The sequence below is a fragment of the Micromonospora coxensis genome (assembly GCF_900090295.1).
In the GTDB taxonomy this organism is placed as follows: Bacteria; Actinomycetota; Actinomycetes; order Mycobacteriales; family Micromonosporaceae; genus Micromonospora; species Micromonospora coxensis.
Window position 1 is genome coordinate 6426333 of record NZ_LT607753.1, and the last position, 18697, is coordinate 6445029.

Below are 18697 nucleotides of genomic sequence, written 5' to 3' on the forward strand. Positions count from 1 at the left end.
GTGTGGGATGTCCACCCCGGCGCGGCGGCGGCCGGAGGCGTCACGGCGCCGACGCGGTGGGCGGCCGGTGGGCCCGGTAACCGAGCCACCCCCCATACAGTTGTGCTTGCGTGCAGAGCTGGGTGCCGTCGCAGCGATGAGTCCGCCTGCGTCCACAGGTCTACCTGGCGACCGAGACCACCGATGCATCGGGAGTAGGGCATGGGCATCGTCCACATCGAACTGTTCGCGACCCTCGACCTCGTCGGGCAGTCGCCCGGCGGCCCGGACGAGGACCCGGTCGGGTTCCCGTTCGGCGGATGGCAGGCGCCCCTGCTGGACGAGGTCACCGGGGCGCAGGTCGGCGCCGCGTACGAGGGCACGGACGCCCTCCTGCTCGGCCGGCGGACGTACGACATCTTCGCCGCCTACTGGCCGCACCAGGAGGGCGGCGTGGACAACGAGATCGCCACGCTGTTCAACAGCATCCCGAAGTACGTGGCATCGCGCGGCAGGCCCGACCTCTCGTGGGCCGGCTCCACGCAGCTCGGCCGGGATCTGGTCGGCGCGGTGCGCGAGATCCGTGACCGGCACGAGCACGTGAAGGTGGTCGGGAGTTTGAACCTGGTGCAGACCCTCCTGCGCGAGAAGCTCTTCGACCGTCTCGACCTCTGGGTGTACCCGATCGTGCTCGGTGTCGGGAAGAAGGTCTTCGACGGTGGCGCGGTGCCCACGAACGTCACGCTCCTCGAACCGCCGGTGGCCGGCCCGAAGGGCACCGTCTACCTGCGCTACGGGCTCGCCGAGGGCACACCCGGGACGGGGGACATGAGCGCGCCCGATCGTGGCGTCGGGCGCGACGCCTGAAGCGCGCCAGGTGGGCCCGTTTCGTCGGTGGCGAGTCGGCCCGTTCGGCACTGCGTCGTGGCGTCGGCAGTTCGAGGTGCCGACGCCGTGACGAGGTGCCTCGCGGCAGGGCCGCAACCGTCGAGCGACGGCCCGTCAGACCCTGCGGCGTGGTGCTGCCGTCGGGACAGGCTTCGGTCCGCGGTTCCCGGCTCGCCGGTGCGCACCGCATTCGCCGGGTGGCAGGATCGGGCATCCGCGTCGGTGGAAATGCGTGGGTGCCCGATGGGGCGGTGCCCACCTGGGCTGTCAGTGAGCTCTTCTGTCGGTTCGACGTTGTGCTCCGGAAAGACGTATCTGTGGGAGCCGGGGCGAGGTGCCCATCCAGCGGGTCTCACGCGTCCTGACGAGGGGGTGGGTCACCGTTCCGTCGGCGTTGGGCTTGCGGGTTGCCAGTTGCAGTGAGCGGAGTGCTGGCCACCACTCAGGATGGCCCTCCACCGCCTCGGTCAGGACCGGACTCTGCTTCAGCATGTACGCCGGCCACTGATGCCAGGAGTGGGAGAACTGGAAGGCGGGCAGTAGCGCGGCGACCTGCAGTTCACACTCGAGAACGTCGGCGAGCAGTTCCGCGAGGGTCAGTACCCTCTGCCGATCGGCGTCCTGCGGAGTGGAGGGCCTGCCATCGAAGAAATATGGGCGGAGCGATGGATTCTCAAGCAGTCGGTCGTGCCAGGCGCGGGAGATGTTGTTGATCTCCATCAGGGCGGCCGCCGAGCCGATACCGTTGTTGATGCGGCTCTGTCTCGCCACCTCGCGAGTCTGTACGGCAGAGAAGCACAGCGATACCACGACCAGCGCTACACCAACGATGCTGAGGACCGTATCCATCACGTCAGCACGCCCTTTCGAGGACGGGATCTGTCCTCACGCTACGGTGGGGCCGCAACCCTGCGTGGCAGTCGCGCTCCGGTGGGTGTCGGAGCCGTGCCCGGCAGCCATCCCGGCCCGAAGGAGGGCAGGGCTCGCGAGTGTGGTCGGCCGGGCGGAGAGGGTCGGCTCACCCCGATGACGCTTCTGGGCGCGGCGACGGCTGCCGGCTGACGGCCCGCCGCCCCGCGTCGGACCGGCGGCAGTCCGGGCGACTTCGACGCCCTCCGCGGGAAGCTGCGGCTCACGGGTCGACGGGCAGCTCGGGGAGCGGGCCGACGGTGACCAGCGCGGCGAGCGTGAGGGGCTGGTCGCCGTCGCTGTGCCCGAGCACGACCGCGAGGTGTCGGTCTCCCGCCTGGTCGGGTGCCCAGACGTGCAGGTCGCCGTAGAGGTCCTGACGCAGCAGCGCGTCGTAGAGCGGCGGACGGTCCGCCTGCGGGTTCCGGATGAGGTGGTCGACGGTGAGGACGCGGTGCGGGCCCCACTGCTCGTCCAGCCTGCCGGTCACGGTGGCCAGGTGTCGGTCGCCGGCTTCGAGCTGCTCGGTCCACTCCGGGTCGCGCAGACCGGTGAGGTCCCGCCCCTCCCACAGCGGGGCGAGCACGAAGCCGGCGGCGCGGGTCGCCACCCACTCGCCGGTGTGCGGGTCGGAGTCGATCACGGTCGGGCTGCCGGCGGGCGGAACCGGTCCGGTCAGGAGGGCCGTGACGGCTTCGAGGACACGGGATGCGTCGAAGGAAAGGTCACGAACGGCGGTCACGGCACCCATCCTCACCGCAATCCGGCGGATCGCCCAGACGGATCCACGCCAGTAGGGGGCGCCGCGTCCCGCACCCGGGTCCGGGCTGGTCGATATGTCCGATTTCGAGGTGGTCCGCGAAGGGTCGTACGCGGCGCGCCCCCAGGTCGCGTGACGGCTGCTGTCGCGCTGTGGTCGTCACGCCGGCGCCCGGCGGCCGGCGCCGATCGCGCGAGCCGAGGCCGGGGAGGGCCTCGGACGCCCGGATGTGTCGTTGGCCAACTCGCCCGGCCGGAAACTTGATTCATTCCAGAAAACTGGACTAGATTCTGCGTATGACCTCCGACCTCGAGGATCAGTTGCGAGCGGTCTCGCTGCGCGTGACCCGCCCCCGGTTGGCGGTGCTCGCCGCGCTGCGCGACCACCCGCACGTCGACACCGACACGGTGATCGCCCTGGTGCGCGCGGACCACCCCACCGTCTCCCACCAGGCGGTGTACGACGTGCTGCGGGCGCTGACCGCAGCGGGTCTGGTGCGGCGCATCCAGCCCGCCGGTGCGACCGCCCGCTACGAGCGTCGGGTGGGGGACAACCACCACCACGTCGTCTGCCGCTCCTGCGGCACGATCGCCGACGTCGACTGCGCCGTCGGTGAGGCTCCCTGTCTCACCGCCTCCGACGACCGCGGCTTCGCCGTCGACGAGGCGGAGGTCGTGTTCTGGGGCACCTGCCCCGACTGCGCGACCGAGCACCGTTCAGAGATCCACCAGTCCGGAAGGAAGTAGATGAGCGACATCGAGGACAACGCCCCCTCCAGCGCCCAGGGCGTGGACAAGAAGGCGGCGGCCGGCTGTCCGGTCGCGCACGACTCCGTGACCGCACACGGCAGCGAGAGCGAGAACCCGGCGATCGACTCGCCGACGCCGAAGACCGGCGGTCGACCGCGCACCAACCGGGACTGGTGGCCCAATCAGCTCGACCTGTCGGTGCTGCACGCCCACTCCTCCAAGGCCAACCCGCTGGGGGAGGGGTTCCGCTACGCCGAGGAGTTCGCCAAGCTCGACGTCGACGCCCTCAAGCGCGACATCACCGAGGTCCTCACCACCTCGCAGGACTGGTGGCCGGCCGACTTCGGCCACTACGGCGGCCTGATGATCCGGATGAGCTGGCACGCCGCGGGCACCTACCGCATCCACGACGGTCGTGGCGGCGCCGGTGACGGCGGCCAGCGGTTCGCCCCGCTCAACAGCTGGCCGGACAACGCCAACCTCGACAAGGCCCGCCGGCTGCTCTGGCCGGTGAAGCAGAAGTACGGCCAGAAGATCTCCTGGGCCGACCTGCTGGTGCTCGCCGGCAACGTGGCCCTGGAGTCGATGGGCTTCAAGACCTTCGGTTTCGGCTTCGGCCGGGAGGACGTCTGGGAGCCCGAGGAGATCTTCTGGGGTCCGGAGGACACCTGGCTCGGCGACGAGCGCTACGTCTCCGAGAAGGAGATGGCGCCGGAGGTCGGGGCGACGGAGATGGGTCTCATCTACGTCAACCCGGAGGGCCCGAACGGCAACGCCGACCCGCTCGCGGCGGCGCACTTCATCCGGGAGACCTTCGCCCGGATGGCGATGAACGACGAGGAGACCGTGGCTCTCATCGCCGGCGGCCACACCTTCGGCAAGACCCACGGCGCCGGCATCGCCGACGATCACGTCGGCCCGGAGCCCGAGGCCGCCCCGCTGGAGGCGCAGGGCCTGGGCTGGCTGAGCACCTACGGCAGCGGCAAGGGCGCGGACACGATCACCAGCGGCCTCGAGGTGACGTGGACCGACCGGCCGACCCAGTGGAGCAACCGCTTCTTCGAGATCCTCTTCGGCTACGAGTGGGAGCTCACCACGAGCCCCGGCGGCGCGAAGCAGTGGGTCGCCAAGGACGCCGAGGCGATCATCCCGGACGCGCACGACCCGGCGAAGAAGCACAAGCCGACGATGCTCACCACCGACCTGTCGCTGCGTTTCGACCCGGCGTACGAGAAGATCTCGCGCCGATTCCTGGAGAACCCCGACGAGTTCGCGCTGGCCTTCGCCAAGGCCTGGTACAAGCTGCTGCACCGCGACATGGGTCCGGTCAGCCGCTTCCTCGGGCCGTGGGTGCCGGAGCCCCAGCTGTGGCAGGACCCGGTGCCGGCCGTCGACCACGCGCTCGTGGGCGCCGACGACGTCGCCGCCCTCAAGGCGAAGGTCCTGGAGTCGGGTCTGAGCACCGCCCAGCTGGTCTCCACCGCCTGGGCCTCCGCCGCCAGCTTCCGGTCCACCGACAAGCGTGGCGGCGCCAACGGCGCGCGGATCCGTCTCGAGCCGCAGCGCAGCTGGGAGGTCAACCAGCCCGAGCAGCTCGCGACGGTCCTGGCGACCCTCGAGGGCATCCAGCGGGAGTTCAACTCCGCCGGCGGCGCGCAGATCTCGCTCGCGGACCTGATCGTGCTGGCCGGCTCCGCCGCGGTGGAGAAGGCGGCGCGTGACGCCGGGGTCGAGGTCAGCGTTCCGTTCCACCCGGGCCGCACCGACGCCACCCAGGAGCAGACCGACGTCGAGTCCTTCCGGGTCCTCGAGCCGCGCGCGGACGGGTTCCGCAACTACCTGCGGCCCGGTGAGAAGACCCAGCCGGAGGTGCTGCTCGTCGACCGGGCGTACATGCTGAACCTCACCGCGCCCGAGATGACCGTCCTCGTCGGCGGTCTGCGTGCCCTCGGGGCCAACGTCGGCGGCACGCGGCACGGTGTGCTCACCGACCGGCCCGGCGTGCTCACCAACGACTTCTTCGCCAACCTGCTCTCCCCGGGCACCCGGTGGAAGGCGTCGGAGTCCGAGGAGCACGTGTACGAGATCCGCGACCTGGCCACCGACGAGGTGCGGTGGACCGCCACCGCGGTCGACCTCATCTTCGGCTCCAACTCCCAGCTGCGCGCCCTCGCCGAGGTCTACGCCAGTCAGGACGCCCGCGACAAGTTCGTCACCGACTTCGTCGCGGCCTGGACCAAGGTCATGGAACTCGACCGGTTCGATCTCGCCTGATCCGGTCCGCAACACCGAGCCCCGGTCGATCGCGGATGGATCGACCGGGGCTCGGCGCTCGGCAGGCCGACCGCCGTCGTGACCGCTGGCGGGACGGCCACCTGCTGACCGGTCCGCCGAGGACGCCGGCACCGAGGGCCCGCCCGGCACTGTCCACGCTGAGCGGGAACCGTGCCGTGGCCCGCCGCGGCGGCCGATGATCGTCAACCACGCCACGCGCCCGGCGCAGCCGGCCACGTTCGGTCAGGGGTGCGTCAGCGTGGGGCACGAGGACCTCCCGGACGGTGCGGAACCTCCCTGAGGACTCCTGGCAGTGTGAGCTCGACCCTGGCCGGCGGTTGGTGCCGTGCACGAGGCCGGCGGGTAGCGGGACGCGGGTTCGCCGCGTCATCGCACGCGATAATCCTGGCGACGTCGGTGACCGTCCCCGGGAATACTGGTCGCTGATGGATGAGGTCGAAGTCGTCGTCGCCCATTCCGAGCGTGCGACTCTGCGCGTCGGTGACGTGTTCCTGAAGGTGGACGCCGACCAGGGGCGTATCGACGTCGAGGTCGAGGCGATGTCCCTCGCGCCGGTCCCGACCCCGCAGGTCCTGTGGCGCAAGCCGCCCGTACTCGCGATCGCCGCACTCCCGGGGACGACGCTCGGGCGCCTCGGCGGGCCGTCGACCGGGTCGCCGGCGGCATGGGCCGCGGCGGGCGCCGCCATCCGGACGTTGCACGAAGCACCCCTGCCGCCCTGGCCCGGTCGGGCCGGGCGGAGCGTGGGCGCGCTGGCGGCGGAACTCGACGACGAGTGCGAGGTGCTCGTGGCCGACGGTGTCCTCCCCGCCGATCTGGTCACCCGCAACCGCCAGGTCGCCGAGGCCGCCCTGCGGCCGTGGACTCCGGCGTTCACCCACGGCGACCTGCAGATCGCGCACGTCTTCGTCGACGGCGACGAGGTGACCGGCATCATCGACTGGTCCGAGGCGGGCCAGGGTGATGCCCTGTACGACCTCGCCACCTTCACGCTCGGACACGAGGAGCACCTCGACGACGTCATCGCCGGCTATGGCGCCGACATCGACCTCGACGTGATCCACGCGTGGTGGTCGTTGCGAAGCCTGCTGGCCGTGCGCTGGCTGATCGAGCACGGCTTCGACGCCTTCGCGCCGGGCTGTGAGGTCGACGTGCTGAGATCCCGGATGTGAGGCTGCGCGGGCCGGACCGCTGCGGGGGCGTTCTGACGCATCGCGCTGGCCACCCCTGGGGCGATCGCCCGCCCCCACTCTGCGCTGCGCAGTCGTCGCCAGATGACGGCGCAGCCACCGGTGACGAACGCGTGGTGGATGTCGTCGTCGATCTCGCGCGGACCGGCGGCTGGCCATCCACGGGAGTCGGGCCGGACGCGTTCGTGGCGGCGGCCGGCCGGCGTCGCCTCTGGCCCTGAGAGCCGGTCACCGACTGCCGCTTGGTCGTGGTCGGAGGGCGAGCCGCCGGCCCGGGGACCAAAGACTTTTGGTGGTTTCCTACAAATGACGGGTGGGTGGTTCGGTGGGAGCACCATGGCGCATCCGGTCGGCAGGCGGAAGGGTAGCCACTGCCGGGAGTCATCGTCTCACGGCGTGCACGCCAAAGATCTACCAAAAGGGGTCAATCGGGTGTTCAACCGTGTCGCCATCGTCAACCGTGGTGAGGCTGCCATGCGGCTCATCCACGCAGTCCGAGAGTTGGCTGCGGAGACCGGCGTCCCGATCGAGACTGTCGCCCTGTACACCGACGTCGACCGCACCGCGACCTTCGTACGTGCGGCGGACATCGCCTACGACCTCGGTCCGGCGTCCGCCCGTCCGTACCTCGACCTGGTGGCGCTGGAGCGCGCGCTGACGGAGACCGGGGCCGACGCCGCGTGGGTCGGCTGGGGTTTCGTCGCCGAGGATCCGGCGTTCGCCCAGCTGTGCGAGAAGATCGGGGTCACCTTCGTCGGGCCGAGCCCGGAGGCCATGCGCCAGCTCGGCGACAAGATCGGCGCGAAGCTGATCGCCGAGGAGGTCGGTGTGCCGGTCGCGCCGTGGAGCCGTGGCGCCGTCGCGACCGTGGATGCCGCGCGGGCGGCGGCGGCCGAGATCGGCTACCCGCTGATGCTGAAGGCGACCGCCGGCGGTGGCGGGCGCGGCATCCGCGTGATCAGGAACGCCGACGAGCTCGTCGACGCGTACGAGCGCACCAGCCAGGAGGCGGCGCGGGCCTTCGGCAGCGGCGTCGTGTTCCTGGAGCGCCTGGTCACCGGGGCCCGGCACGTCGAGGTCCAGGTGATCGCCGACGGACAGGGCACCGCGTGGGCGCTCGGTGTCCGCGACTGCTCGGTGCAGCGACGCAACCAGAAGGTCATCGAGGAGTCGGCGTCGCCGGTGCTCAGCCCGGCCCAGGCGGCCGAGCTCAAGGCGTCGGCCGAACGGCTGGCCCTGGCGGTCGGCTACCGGGGCGCGGCCACCGTCGAGTTCCTGTACCACCCCGGCGAGCAGGTGTTCGCGTTCCTCGAGGTCAACACCCGCCTGCAGGTCGAGCACCCGATCACCGAGCTGACCACCGGGTTCGATCTGGTCAAGGCGCAGCTGCACGTCGCCTCCGGTGGGCGACTCGTCGGCGAGCCGCCGGTGGAGCGCGGGCACGCCATCGAGGCCCGGCTCAACGCCGAGGACCCCGATCGCGACTTCGCGCCGTCGCCGGGTCGGATCGCGCGGCTGGACCTGCCCAGCGGCCCGGGCATCCGGGTCGACACCGGCGTCAGTGAGGGTGACACCATCCCGGCCAACTTCGACTCGATGATCGCCAAGATCATCGCGTACGGCCGTGACCGTGACGAGGCGCTCGGCAAGCTGCGCCGGGCGATGGCGAACACCACGGTGGTCATCGAGGGTGGGGCGACCAACAAGAGCTTCGTGCTCGACCTGCTCGACCAGCCCGAGGTGATCGACGCCAGCGCGGACACCGGCTGGATCGACCGGGTACGGGGCGAGGGCAGGCTCGTCGCGCACCGGCACTCCGCGGTCGCGCTGGTCGCCGCCGCCATCGAGGCGTACGAGGAGGAGGAGCGCGTCGAGCGGCAGCGGCTGCTGTCGACGGCGTCCGGCGGGCGTCCGCAGGTGCAGCACCGCAGCGGCGGGCCGCTCGACCTGAAACTGCGCGGCGTCAGCTACCGCTTGCGCGTGGCGCGGGTCGGCGCGTACCGGTTCCGGGTCGGCATCGAGGCGGGCGCCGCCGTGCGCACCGCCGACGTCGAACTCGACCGCTTCGACCAGCACACCGGCCACATCGTCGTCAACGGCTCCCGGTACCGCCTGCTCACCGGCACCCACGGACCCGTCCACCTGGTCGAGGTGGACGGGGTGACGCACCGGGTCAGCCGCGACGAGGGCGGCGTCCTGCGTTCCCCCATGCCCGCGCTGGTCGTCGCCACGCCACTGGAGGTCGGCGACGAGGTCGAGGCGGACGCACCGGTGCTGGTGCTCGAAGCCATGAAGATGGAGACGGTGCTGCGGGCGCCGTTCCGGGCGCGGCTGAAGGAGTGCGCCGTCTCGGTGGGCAGCCAGGTGGAGGCCGGCGCGCCGCTGCTGCGGCTGGAGCCGCTCAGCGACGGGGCCGCCGAGACCGCGAGCGGCCCGGCCGCCGTCGCCGTCGAGCTGGACCTGCCCGCCGCGTCGGAGGACGTCCCGGCGTCCCGGCGCAGCCGGCGCGGCCAGGAGGACCTGCGCGGCCTGCTGCTCGGCTTCGACGTCGACCCGCACGACGACCGCCGGGTGCTCGACGACTACCTCACCGCGCGGCGGGCGGCCACCGAGGACGGGCACCGGCCCCTGGCCGAGGAGCTGGACCTGGTCACCGTGTTCGCCGACCTCACCGAGCTGAGCCGCAACCGGCCGACGGGCGAGGACGGCGACGGCCACGTCTTCAGCGCCCGCGAGTACTTCCACACGTACCTGCAGAGCCTCGACATCGAACGGGCCGGCCTGCCCGCTGCGTTCCAGGCCAGGCTCGCCAAGGCGCTCGGGCACTACGGGGTCACCGACCTGGAGCGCTCTCCCGCGCTCGAAGCCGCCGTGTTCCGGATCTTCCTCGCCCAGCAACGGGCGTCCGCCGACGCCACGGTCGTCGCGACGCTGCTGCGCGCCTGGCTGCGGGAGCCGCCGCCGGACGAGACGCTGCGCGAGCCCGCCGGCCTCGCGCTGGAGCGGCTGGTGGCCGCGACGCAGGTCCGCTTCCCGGTGGTCGCCGACCTGGCCCGCGGCGTGGTGTTCGCCTGGTTCGCCCAGCCGCTGCTGCGCCGCAACCGCGCCCGCGTCTACGCCCAGGTCCGCAGCCACCTCCGCCACCTGGACGCGCACCCGGACGCGCCGGACCGCGCCGAACGCATCGCGGAGATGGTCCGCAGCACCGAGCCGCTGGTCCGGCTGCTCGGGCAGCGGCTGGTACGCGACCACCTCGACAACACGGTCATGCTGGAGGTGCTGACCCGGCGCTACTACGGCAACAAGGCCCTCACCGGCATACGTGCCCGCGAGGTCGCCGGCTGCCGGTTCGTGGTCGCCGAGCGGGTGGACTCCAGCGTGGTCTCCACCGCGGTGCGCTTCGACGCGCTGGGCAGCGCGCTGCGCGGGCTCGTCGAGCTGGCCGGTGACGGCGACGCCGTCGACGCCGACATCTACCTCGCCTGGGAGGACCAGCCGGAGGACTTCGACGCGATGGCTGCCGCGCTGCTCGAGGTCATCTCCGCGCACCCGCTGCCGCGCGTGCGCCGGCTCACCACCACCGTCGCGGGTCGTGGCGGCGCGGTCATGCACCACCACTTCACCTTCCGGCCGTCGGGCACGGGGGTCGTCGAGGATCGGCTGATCCGCGGCCTGCACCCGTACATCGCGCAGCGGATGCAGCTGGAGCGGTTGCACAAGTTCGACCTGACCCGGCTGCCGTCGGCGGACGAGGAGGTCTACCTCTTCCAGTGCGTGGCGCGGGAGAACCCGTCCGACGAGCGCCTCGTCGCGTTCGCCCAGGTGCGGGACCTGACCGAGCTGCGCGAGCAGGACGGCCGGCTGGTCGCGCTGCCGACCACCGAGGACACCGTCGCCGCCTGCCTCGACTCGATCCGCCGCGCCCAGTCGCGGCGACCGTCGAAGACGCGCTTCACCACCAACCGGATCGTGATCTACGTCTGGCCGCCCAGCGAGCTGACCCGCGAGGAGATGGAGATGATCGCCGGGCGGGTGCGCCCGACGACCGCGGGCGCCGGGCTGGAGGAGATCCTGTTCATCGCGCGGCAGCGCGACCGCCGGACCGGCGAGCTGACCAAGATCGCGGTACGGATCTCGTTCGACGCCGCGGGCGGCGCCGCCCTGACCGTCGGCGAACCGCCGGTCGAGCCCGTCGAGCCGCTCGACGAGTACCGGCTGAAGGTGCTGCGCGCCAGCAGCCGCAACACGGTGTACCCGTACGAGCTGACCGGCCTGCTCGGCGAGTTCGTCGAGCACGACCTCGACGAGCACCACGCGCTGGTGCCGGTGGACCGGCCGAAGGGGCGCAACAGCGCCGCCATCGTCGCCGGGGTGCTCACCACGCCGACCGCGCGGCACCCGCAGGGCGTCACCCGGGTCGTGCTGCTCGGCGATCCGACGAAGTCGCTGGGCGCCCTGTCGGAGCCGGAGTGCCGGCGCGTGATCGCCGCGCTGGACCTGGCGGAGCGTGCGCGGGTGCCGCTGGAGTGGTGGGCGCTGTCCGCCGGGGCCCGGATCTCCATGACCTCGGGCACCGAGAACATGGACTGGGTGGCCGCGGCGCTCAAGCGGATCGTCGAGTTCACCCAGGCCGGCGGTGAGATCAACATCGTCGTGGCGGGCATCAACGTGGGCGCGCAGCCGTACTGGAACGCCGAGGCTACGATGCTCATGCACACCCGGGGCGTGCTGGTGATGACGCCGGACTCGGCGATGGTGCTCACCGGCAAGCAGTCGCTGGACTTCTCCGGTGGGGTGTCCGCCGAGGACAACTTCGGCATCGGCGGCTACGACCGGGTGATGGGACCGAACGGGCAGGCGCAGTACTGGGCGCCGAACCTGCCGGCCGCACGGGACGTGCTGATGGCGCACTACGACCACACGTACGTCGCGCCGGGTGAGCAGGCGCCGCGGCGGGCCAGCACCACCGACCCCGTGGACCGCGACATCTCCACCTTCCCGCACGACATGCCGGGCAGCGCCTTCGCCACCGTCGGCGAGATCTTCTCCGCCGAGGCCAACCCGGAACGCAAGAAGCCGTTCGACATCCGGACCGTGATGCGGGCGCTGTCCGACCAGGACCACCCGGTGCTGGAGCGCTGGGCGGGCATGGCCGACGCGGAGACCGCGGTGGTGCAGGACGTACACCTCGGCGGAATCCCCGTGTGCCTGCTCGGCATCGAGTCGCGAGCCGTGCCACGGCGCGGCTTCCCGCCCACCGACGGCCCGGACACCTACACGGCGGGCACGTTGTTCCCCCGCTCGTCGAAGAAGGCCGCGCGGGCGATCAACGCGGCCAGCGGTAACCGGCCGCTGGTGGTGCTGGCGAACCTGTCCGGCTTCGACGGCTCACCGGAGTCGATGCGCAAGCTGCAGTTGGAGTACGGCGCCGAGATCGGCCGGGCGATCGTGAACTTCCGCGGGCCCATCGTCTTCTGCGTGATCTCGCGGTACCACGGCGGCGCGTTCGTGGTGTTCTCCAAGGCGTTGAACCCGAACATGACCGTCCTGGCGTTGGAAGGCTCGTACGCCTCGGTCCTCGGCGGCGCTCCCGCCGCCGCGGTGGTGTTCTCCGCCGACGTCAACGCCCGTACGGCGGCCGACCCCCGGGTGCGGGACCTGGAGACCCGCGTGGCGGCCGCGGCCGGCACCGCACGCGCCGCGTTGACCGCGGAACTCGACGAGCTGCGCGCCTCGGTGCGCGCGGAGAAGCTCGGCGAGGTCGCCGCGGAGTTCGACCGGGTGCACAACATCCAGCGTGCCGTCGAGGTCGGCTCGGTGGACGCCGTCATCCGCGCCGCCGAACTGCGTCCGCGCATCATCGACGCCATCGAGTCGCGCCTGCCGTAGGAGGGGCGAGCGAGCGGGCGGGCCGCGAAGAGGCGGCCCGCCCGCTGCTGCTGCGCCGGTCAGCCGGTCTGACCGGCCTTGTCGACGACGGTGAGGGCCTGCACGGACGAGGTGCCCGAGGTGCCGAGGAAGGCGTAGGTCTCCGCGTCGAAGACCAGGACGATGTCCCCCTCACCCCTCGTCGACGGCCAGGCGATGCCGATGCCGGACCGGCCCGCGCCGTCGGTGACGTTCTCGACGGTGCGCAGACCCGGCACCGCTGCCGCGGCCTCGTACAGCGCGGCCCGTGACGCCGGCCGCAGATAGCTCTCGGCGAAGTACATGACGTCCTTGCCGGCGGCGTTCACCGAACCGGGTTCGCCGCTGCCGTGCGTGGCCAGGTAGGCGCGCATGGCCGTTGCGTCGGTCGGCATGTCGGGGCGGTACGCGGGTTCCGGGGTGCACGGCTCGGTCCGGCCCGGTAGCACCTCACCGCCCTTCACCAGGGCGGCCCGCCCGTCGCGGCAGCCCGGAACGGGTGTTTCCGTGCGCTTGCCCGCGGCGGACTCCCGCACCAGGCCGTCGCGGGTGCCGTCCACCGACAGCCAGCTCTCATGGATCGACGGACCGTCCTGGGTGCGGCGGTAGATGAACTGGTCGGCCCGGGGGGTGGCGTCCGGCACCTGGAGCGCCGCCGTCGCCGCGCTGCGCAGCACCTGGGTGGCGTCGGCCCGGGCGGCCGGGGCGTCACCGCCGAACTGGTCGGGGGCGAGCACGAGCACCGAGGTGACCGCCGCGGCGACACCCGCCGCCGCCACCCCACCGAGCACTCCCCGCCAGCTCCGTCGGGTCGGACGCCGGATCGTGGTGGGAGCGGGGGTGGCCGCGGCCATCAGTCGGTTGCGGGCCGGGGACAACGTCTCGGGGGTCGCCGGCGGGGTCTCCGCGCCGAGTTGCCGGAGCAGTTGCAGGTCATCCATTACGCGACATCTCCTCGATGGTGTTGACGGGGTCGCTGCCGAGCGTCTCGCGGAGCAGCTTGCGGGCGCGGTGGAGTCGTGACCGCACGGTGCCGACCGGGATCGCCAGGGCGCTGGCCGCTTCCTCGTAGGTCAGTTCCTCCCAGGCGATCAGCAGCAGGACGTCGCGATCGCCGGTGGAGAGCTGGGCCAGGGCGTCGAACAGCAGGTGGCGTAGCGACTGCGCGGTGACCACGGTGCTGACCCGGTCGGCGTGCGACGCCTCGTTCAGCGCCGGGACGTACGCCTGCCGCAGCCGGTATTCGCGTTCCTCCTCGCGCCGGTGCTGGCCGACGAGGTTGGTGGCGATCCCGTACAGCCACGGCCGGGCGTCCGGGTAGGCGGTGTCGAACCGGTCCCGACGGCGGAACGCCGCCAGGAACGTGTCGGCGACCAGATCGTCCGCGATCCCGGCGCCGAGCCGCCTGGCCAGGTAGCGGTGGATGTACGGGGCGTGCCGGTCGAAGATCACCGCGAAGCTCTCGGGGGTCCGGAGGGACCGTTGGATGACCGCCGCGTCGGTGAGTGATCCGACGTCGACGGTCTCGACTCGTTTCCAGCGATGCATGCACGACCTCTCGTAGTGCCGGGAATCATCACCTGTTATCCGCAGGCGGGGGCGAAAGGGTTCACGGGTCGGTACCGGCGCCGGCGGAGGACACGCGGCAGGGTGGGCGTCGCCTCCGCCCGGTGCGCAGCCCGCACCCGCAGCGGCCATCGCTGCCGCCCGCCTCAGCTCAGCTCTCGTCGCGCTGTCGCCCGCCGCCGCAGGACGCCGCCGACCAGGATCACCGCGCCCGCGCCGATGCCGGCCAGCAGCAGCGGCACCGCCGTGAGACGCCACGGCCACCGGGGACCGCGCAGCTCCGCGTCCGGCACCGGGTACTGCACGGACTTGGCGACCCAGCGAGCGGTGGCGACGTCGTACGTGCCGGCGATGTCGCGCAGCGCGCCGTCGAAGGGGAACTCGCCGGCACGGTGCAGCACGACCACGGGGATCGACGGGTCGCCCAGGACGGCGTGCGGATCGGACGGACCGCCGGGCACCAGCACCCGGTCGTAGCCCGGCTCCGTCGCGTTCCAGGCGGATCGGGGCAGGAATGTCAGGCCGTGGCGTGACCGGACGGCCCGGCCGTCGACGCTGAACGCCCGGAGGCGGGCCAGGTAGGACAGTTCGGTGTAGGGCCGGAAGGCGGCGGCCAGTTCGATCTCTCCCACGCCGTCGGTCAGCAGCACGCCGGTCGTCGGCCGATCCCATCGATAGGCGGCGCTCAGCAGTGCCACCAGGTCACGTGGCTCCGGTTCCTCGGCCGCGACGGTGACCGCGCCGCCGGGCCGGTAGCCGGACCAGTGCAGCGCCCGGGACACCCGTTCGGCCTCCGAGGCGCCGATGAGCCGTTCCACGACGCGCAGCGCACCGTCGATCCCGGACAGCACCCCCGCGGTGGTGATGATGTCGCCGTCGTCGACGAACCGGACACCGCCGGTCCAGCCCACGTCCGGCTCGCCGCGGCGCAGCCCGATCAGCTTGAGCCAGTGCGAGGTGGCCGGGCGGCCGTCGAGGAACCCGGCGTCGGCGAGCACCTCGGCGCCCACGCACACGCTCATCAGGAGCGGGGCTGCCGTGCGGCGCTGCGCCCGTAGCCACTGCACCACCTCGGCCGTGGGACCTTCGAGTTGCGGCACGACGATGACGTCCGGCTGCGCCGGGGCCTGGGCAGCCAGGTCCGCGAAGCTCAGGTCGGGTACGAGGTCCAGGCCGCCCGTCAGTGTCACCGGCTCCGATGTCGGCGCCACGGTCACCACGTTGAACCGGCCGGTCGCCGCGAACACCTCGTACGGGGCGAGTGTGTCGGCGACGTTGGCGCCCGCCGAGGCCAGCACGATGGCCACGGTGGGCCGGCCCGGATCCAGGACGGGCGCCGGACGCTCGGGCAGCGCGACGTCCGGCGTCGGGACGCGCCGGGGGTGGATCTCGCCGGTCGACCGCAGGACGCCCGGCGTCCCGACGGCGGTGGGCACCACGAGCGCCGCCACCATGACGACGACGATGTACGCGATGCGGTGGCGCATGGGTCACGGCTCCTCGCTGGCACTGACGGACGGGGGTGGGGTGCGCCCGGTGCGGCGCCAAGGTCAGCAGCGGCCGAGTCGGTGGCGACGGCGCAGGAGCACGGCGAGCATGGCGATCAGCATGAGCACGTGCACCGCGACCATGAACGCCGTCGGCCCGATCACCTCGGTCCACACCAGAGGCAGCAGGACGACGGGGACGTACATCGCCGCGCACATCTCGAGGATCGCGGCCCGAGGGTGGCGGCGGACGCGCATCCAGACGGCCATGCCGACGGCCATGTCCGTGGCCATCAACAGCAACGCGGTGCCGGGACGCTCGACGAACGAGACGGTGAGTCCGTTCAACGAGCGCAGACCGCCGATCACCGCCATGCCGACGGCCATCGCGATGACCATCTCGACGTAGTGGCGGACCAGTGGGCGCACGACGCGCGCGGCTGCGTGGCGGCTGCGGGTGGGGGTGGTCGGGTTCGTGGGTGCCATGAGCCCACGGTGCGCGTCGGGCGGTCGTCGAGGCGATGCTCGGAGGGGGAGTGGTCCGAATACCTGGGGTGGCTGTCGTACGGACATGTCGCCTGCGGGACCGGGCGAGACGTAGCGTGACAGCGTGGGGACCACACGTCGTGTTCTGGTCGTCGGCTATCCCGCAGCCGAACTGCTCGACATCGCCTGCGTCACGGCGTCGCTGCAGATGGCGAACTACCTGCGGGGGCAGGCGATCTACGGGCTCCGGTTGGCCTCACCCGGCGGCGCCGCGGTCCGCACCGCGACCGGGCTGGTGGTCAACGCCGAGATCGCCCTCGAGCGGGCTCGTGGCCCGTTGGACACGCTCGTCGTCTCGGGTGGGATCGGCTACGTGGACGCGATGCAGGACGAGCGGCTCGTCGCCCACGTCCGCCGACTCGGCCGGGAGGCGCGCCGGGTGGCGTCGGTGTGCACCGGCGCCGGCGTGCTGGCTGCGGCGGGACTGCTCGACGGGCGGCGGGCCGCGACGCACTGGCACCACGCGGCGTACCTGCAGGCGCGGTTTCCGCAGGTGGCGTTCGACAGCGATCCCATCTTCATCAGCGAGGGCGACGTCTGCACATCGGCGGGTGTGACGGCAGCGCTGGACCTCATGTTGGCGTTCATCGAGGCCGACGAGGGTCCGGCGCTGGCCCGAGACGTGTCCCGCCATCTGGTGACCTATCTCCAGCGGCCCGGCAACCAGGCACAGATGAGCATCTTCACGGCCCCGCCCGCGATCAGGCACTCGCTGGTGCGCGAGAGCGTCTCGTACATCTCGTCGCACCTCGGCGAGGATCTCTCGGCCGAGGCGCTGGCACGGCTCGCCGGTGTCAGCCAGCGGCATCTCGCCCGGCTGTTCCTCAAGGAGATCGGCCTGACACCGGCCCGGTTCGTACGGCGGGCCAGGGTGGAAGCGGCGGGGCACCTGCTGACCAGGACCGACCTGACGGTCGAGGCGATAGCCGGCCGCTGCGGCTTCGGGACCGCCGAGGCCCTGCGCCAGGCGTTTCTCGACACCTACGGCGTGTCGCCGTCGCACTACCGTGCCACCGGGTCGACGTCCGGCGGCCGGACGGGCGCCACGGCGCCGCCGGACGGGCGTCAGGGTGGGGTGTCGTCCGGGTCCGCCGGCCCGGTGCCACGCCCGACCCGATCGACCCGACACGCGCCGCCCGTCGCTCCTGGCGACCGCCCTGGGGCGTCCTGAGCAGGCGCCGTCGCTGCGCGACGGTGGACCGGACCGATGATCGACTCGGCTGGTCCGGTGCCGGCGCTCGACCGCCGGGGCCCGGACATCGACTCGGTGTTCATCCTCGCCCTCGGCGTGATCGCCGCGCTCAACCAGATCGGCGTGGCCACCACCGTCGTCACCCCGTCCTGATCGCCGCGCTCGCCACCGTCGCCGGCATCCTCATCGTGGGTGTCGGTGGCGGCCTGGTTCGGGTCGGCGGGTGACAGGACGCCGCCGACGTGGCAACCTACCGGTCGGTAACGTCGTCGGCGGAAGGCAGTGACATGACGGACGTGGCGGACTCCAGGTGGCAGGAGCCGGCGGCGCTCGACCCGGCCGTCGTGCGCCGCGCCTGGCGGGTGGCCGAACCCCTGCACGCGATGATCTACTTCGTGCCGGAGGCGCACGAGCGGTACGCCGCACTCGGTGTCCCCGAGCCGGCCGGCTACTTCGCCTCCCGGGCGGCTGCCCTGGGACCGGTCGGACCGGGACCGGTGGTCGCCAGCTTCTTCAACTTCAACCCGGACCTGGTCGCCCGGGTGCTGCCGGCCGCCTGGGAGCGGACGACGCCGGCGGCCGTGCTGGCCGCCCGGCTGGAGGCCGCCGACGCCGCGCTGACCCGCGCTCTCGGCGACGCGGTGCACGGCCCGGAGATGGTCGAGGCCGCCGAACTGCTCCGTCGCGCCGCCGAGTCCGCCGCCGCCCACCCCGAGGGACGGCCACTGTTCGCCGCCCACGCCGCGCTGCCCTGGCCGGACCAGCCGCACCTGATCCTGTGGCAGGCCCAGACGATGGTGCGGGAGTTTCGCGGCGACGGGCACGTGGCCGCCCTGGTGCTGGCGGAGCTGACCGGACTGGAGGCGCTGGTGCTGCACGCCGCGTCCGGCGAGGTGCCGGTCCGCTTCCTGCGCCGTACCCGGGGCTGGAGCAGCGCGCAGTGGGCCGACGCGGTCGAGCGGTTGCGCGGGCGCGGGTTGATCGAAGGCGACGAGCCGAGGCTGAGCGATCGCGGACGGGCACAGCGGGCGTGGATCGAGGCAGCGACCGACCGTCTCGCCACGTCCGCGTACACCGTGCTCGGCGCCGACGGGTGCGCCCGCCTCGCCGAGTTGACCCGGCCGATGAGCCGGGCCGTGGTCGATGCCGGACTGCTCGACGTCGACAACGCCGTGCCCCCGCGTGCCGACCGGGTGGCGTCCCGCTCGACGTGACCCGGGACGACCGCG

Annotated in this window: 13 protein-coding genes and 1 pseudogene; 8 read left to right on the forward strand and 6 right to left on the reverse strand. The window is 72.4% G+C overall.

What is annotated here, in order from left to right; translation table 11 throughout:
• Positions 1 to 201 precede the first annotated feature (201 nt).
• Positions 202 to 846 (forward strand): dihydrofolate reductase family protein, encoded by a 645-nt coding sequence (locus tag GA0070614_RS28565; RefSeq protein ID WP_088978851.1) that lies wholly within the window; start codon positions 202 to 204, stop codon positions 844 to 846.
• A 288-nt stretch (positions 847 to 1134) separates the two neighbouring features.
• Here the strand turns inward: GA0070614_RS28565 and GA0070614_RS28570 are convergent, their stop codons facing one another.
• On the reverse strand, positions 1135 to 1716 hold the full coding sequence (locus tag GA0070614_RS28570) for a hypothetical protein (RefSeq protein ID WP_157745112.1): 582 nt from the start codon (positions 1714 to 1716) through the stop codon (positions 1135 to 1137).
• Between the two features lie 283 nt (positions 1717 to 1999).
• Positions 2000 to 2419, reverse strand: a complete 420-nt coding sequence (locus GA0070614_RS28575) for a hypothetical protein (protein WP_197701361.1) — start codon at positions 2417 to 2419, stop codon at positions 2000 to 2002.
• Between the two features lie 413 nt (positions 2420 to 2832).
• On the opposite strand from GA0070614_RS28575, the gene GA0070614_RS28580 reads away from it, so the two are divergent.
• From GA0070614_RS28580 to GA0070614_RS28595, 4 genes are all read left to right on the forward strand, one after another.
• Complete coding sequence (locus tag GA0070614_RS28580; protein WP_088978853.1) at positions 2833 to 3282, forward strand: Fur family transcriptional regulator; 450 nt, start codon at positions 2833 to 2835, stop codon at positions 3280 to 3282.
• Positions 3283 to 5559 (forward strand): catalase/peroxidase HPI, encoded by a 2277-nt coding sequence (gene katG, locus GA0070614_RS28585; RefSeq protein ID WP_088978854.1) that lies wholly within the window; start codon positions 3283 to 3285, stop codon positions 5557 to 5559.
• A 284-nt stretch (positions 5560 to 5843) separates the two neighbouring features.
• Positions 5844 to 6752 (forward strand): phosphotransferase family protein, encoded by a 909-nt coding sequence (locus tag GA0070614_RS28590; protein WP_231933423.1) that lies wholly within the window; start codon positions 5844 to 5846, stop codon positions 6750 to 6752.
• A gap of 450 nt (positions 6753 to 7202) precedes the next feature.
• Positions 7203 to 12659, forward strand: a complete 5457-nt coding sequence (locus GA0070614_RS28595; RefSeq protein WP_088978856.1) for an ATP-binding protein — start codon at positions 7203 to 7205, stop codon at positions 12657 to 12659.
• 59 nt (positions 12660 to 12718) lie between these two features.
• On the opposite strand, the gene GA0070614_RS28600 is transcribed toward GA0070614_RS28595, so the two are convergent.
• The 4 genes from GA0070614_RS28600 to GA0070614_RS28615 form a co-directional block, all read right to left on the reverse strand.
• Positions 12719 to 13618: a CU044_5270 family protein gene (locus GA0070614_RS28600; protein WP_088978857.1), complete on the reverse strand. Its 900-nt coding sequence runs from the start codon at positions 13616 to 13618 to the stop codon at positions 12719 to 12721.
• A complete protein-coding gene (locus tag GA0070614_RS28605) occupies positions 13611 to 14225 on the reverse strand; it encodes an RNA polymerase sigma factor (protein WP_088978858.1) in 615 nt (204 codons plus the stop codon). The genes GA0070614_RS28600 and GA0070614_RS28605 overlap by 8 nt, the downstream gene beginning before the upstream one ends.
• Positions 14226 to 14389: 164 nt before the next feature.
• Positions 14390 to 15730: a DJ-1/PfpI family protein gene (locus tag GA0070614_RS28610; RefSeq protein WP_088978859.1), complete on the reverse strand. Its 1341-nt coding sequence runs from the start codon at positions 15728 to 15730 to the stop codon at positions 14390 to 14392.
• Positions 15731 to 15793: 63 nt separating this feature from the next.
• A complete protein-coding gene (locus GA0070614_RS28615; RefSeq protein ID WP_197701362.1) occupies positions 15794 to 16216 on the reverse strand; it encodes a hypothetical protein in 423 nt (140 codons plus the stop codon).
• A gap of 124 nt (positions 16217 to 16340) precedes the next feature.
• Between GA0070614_RS28615 and GA0070614_RS28620 the strand changes: the two genes are divergently transcribed.
• From GA0070614_RS28620 to GA0070614_RS28625, 3 genes and pseudogenes are all read left to right on the forward strand, one after another.
• Positions 16341 to 17447 carry a GlxA family transcriptional regulator gene (locus GA0070614_RS28620; RefSeq protein WP_088978860.1) on the forward strand — a complete coding sequence of 369 codons (1107 nt, stop codon included), beginning with the start codon at positions 16341 to 16343 and terminating at the stop codon, positions 17445 to 17447.
• 84 nt (positions 17448 to 17531) lie between these two features.
• Positions 17532 to 17683, forward strand: a pseudogene (locus GA0070614_RS31770) (mechanosensitive ion channel family protein); the annotation flags it as partial.
• A gap of 81 nt (positions 17684 to 17764) precedes the next feature.
• Positions 17765 to 18682: an SCO6745 family protein gene (locus GA0070614_RS28625; RefSeq protein ID WP_231933424.1), complete on the forward strand. Its 918-nt coding sequence runs from the start codon at positions 17765 to 17767 to the stop codon at positions 18680 to 18682.
• Positions 18683 to 18697: the final 15 nt, after the last annotated feature.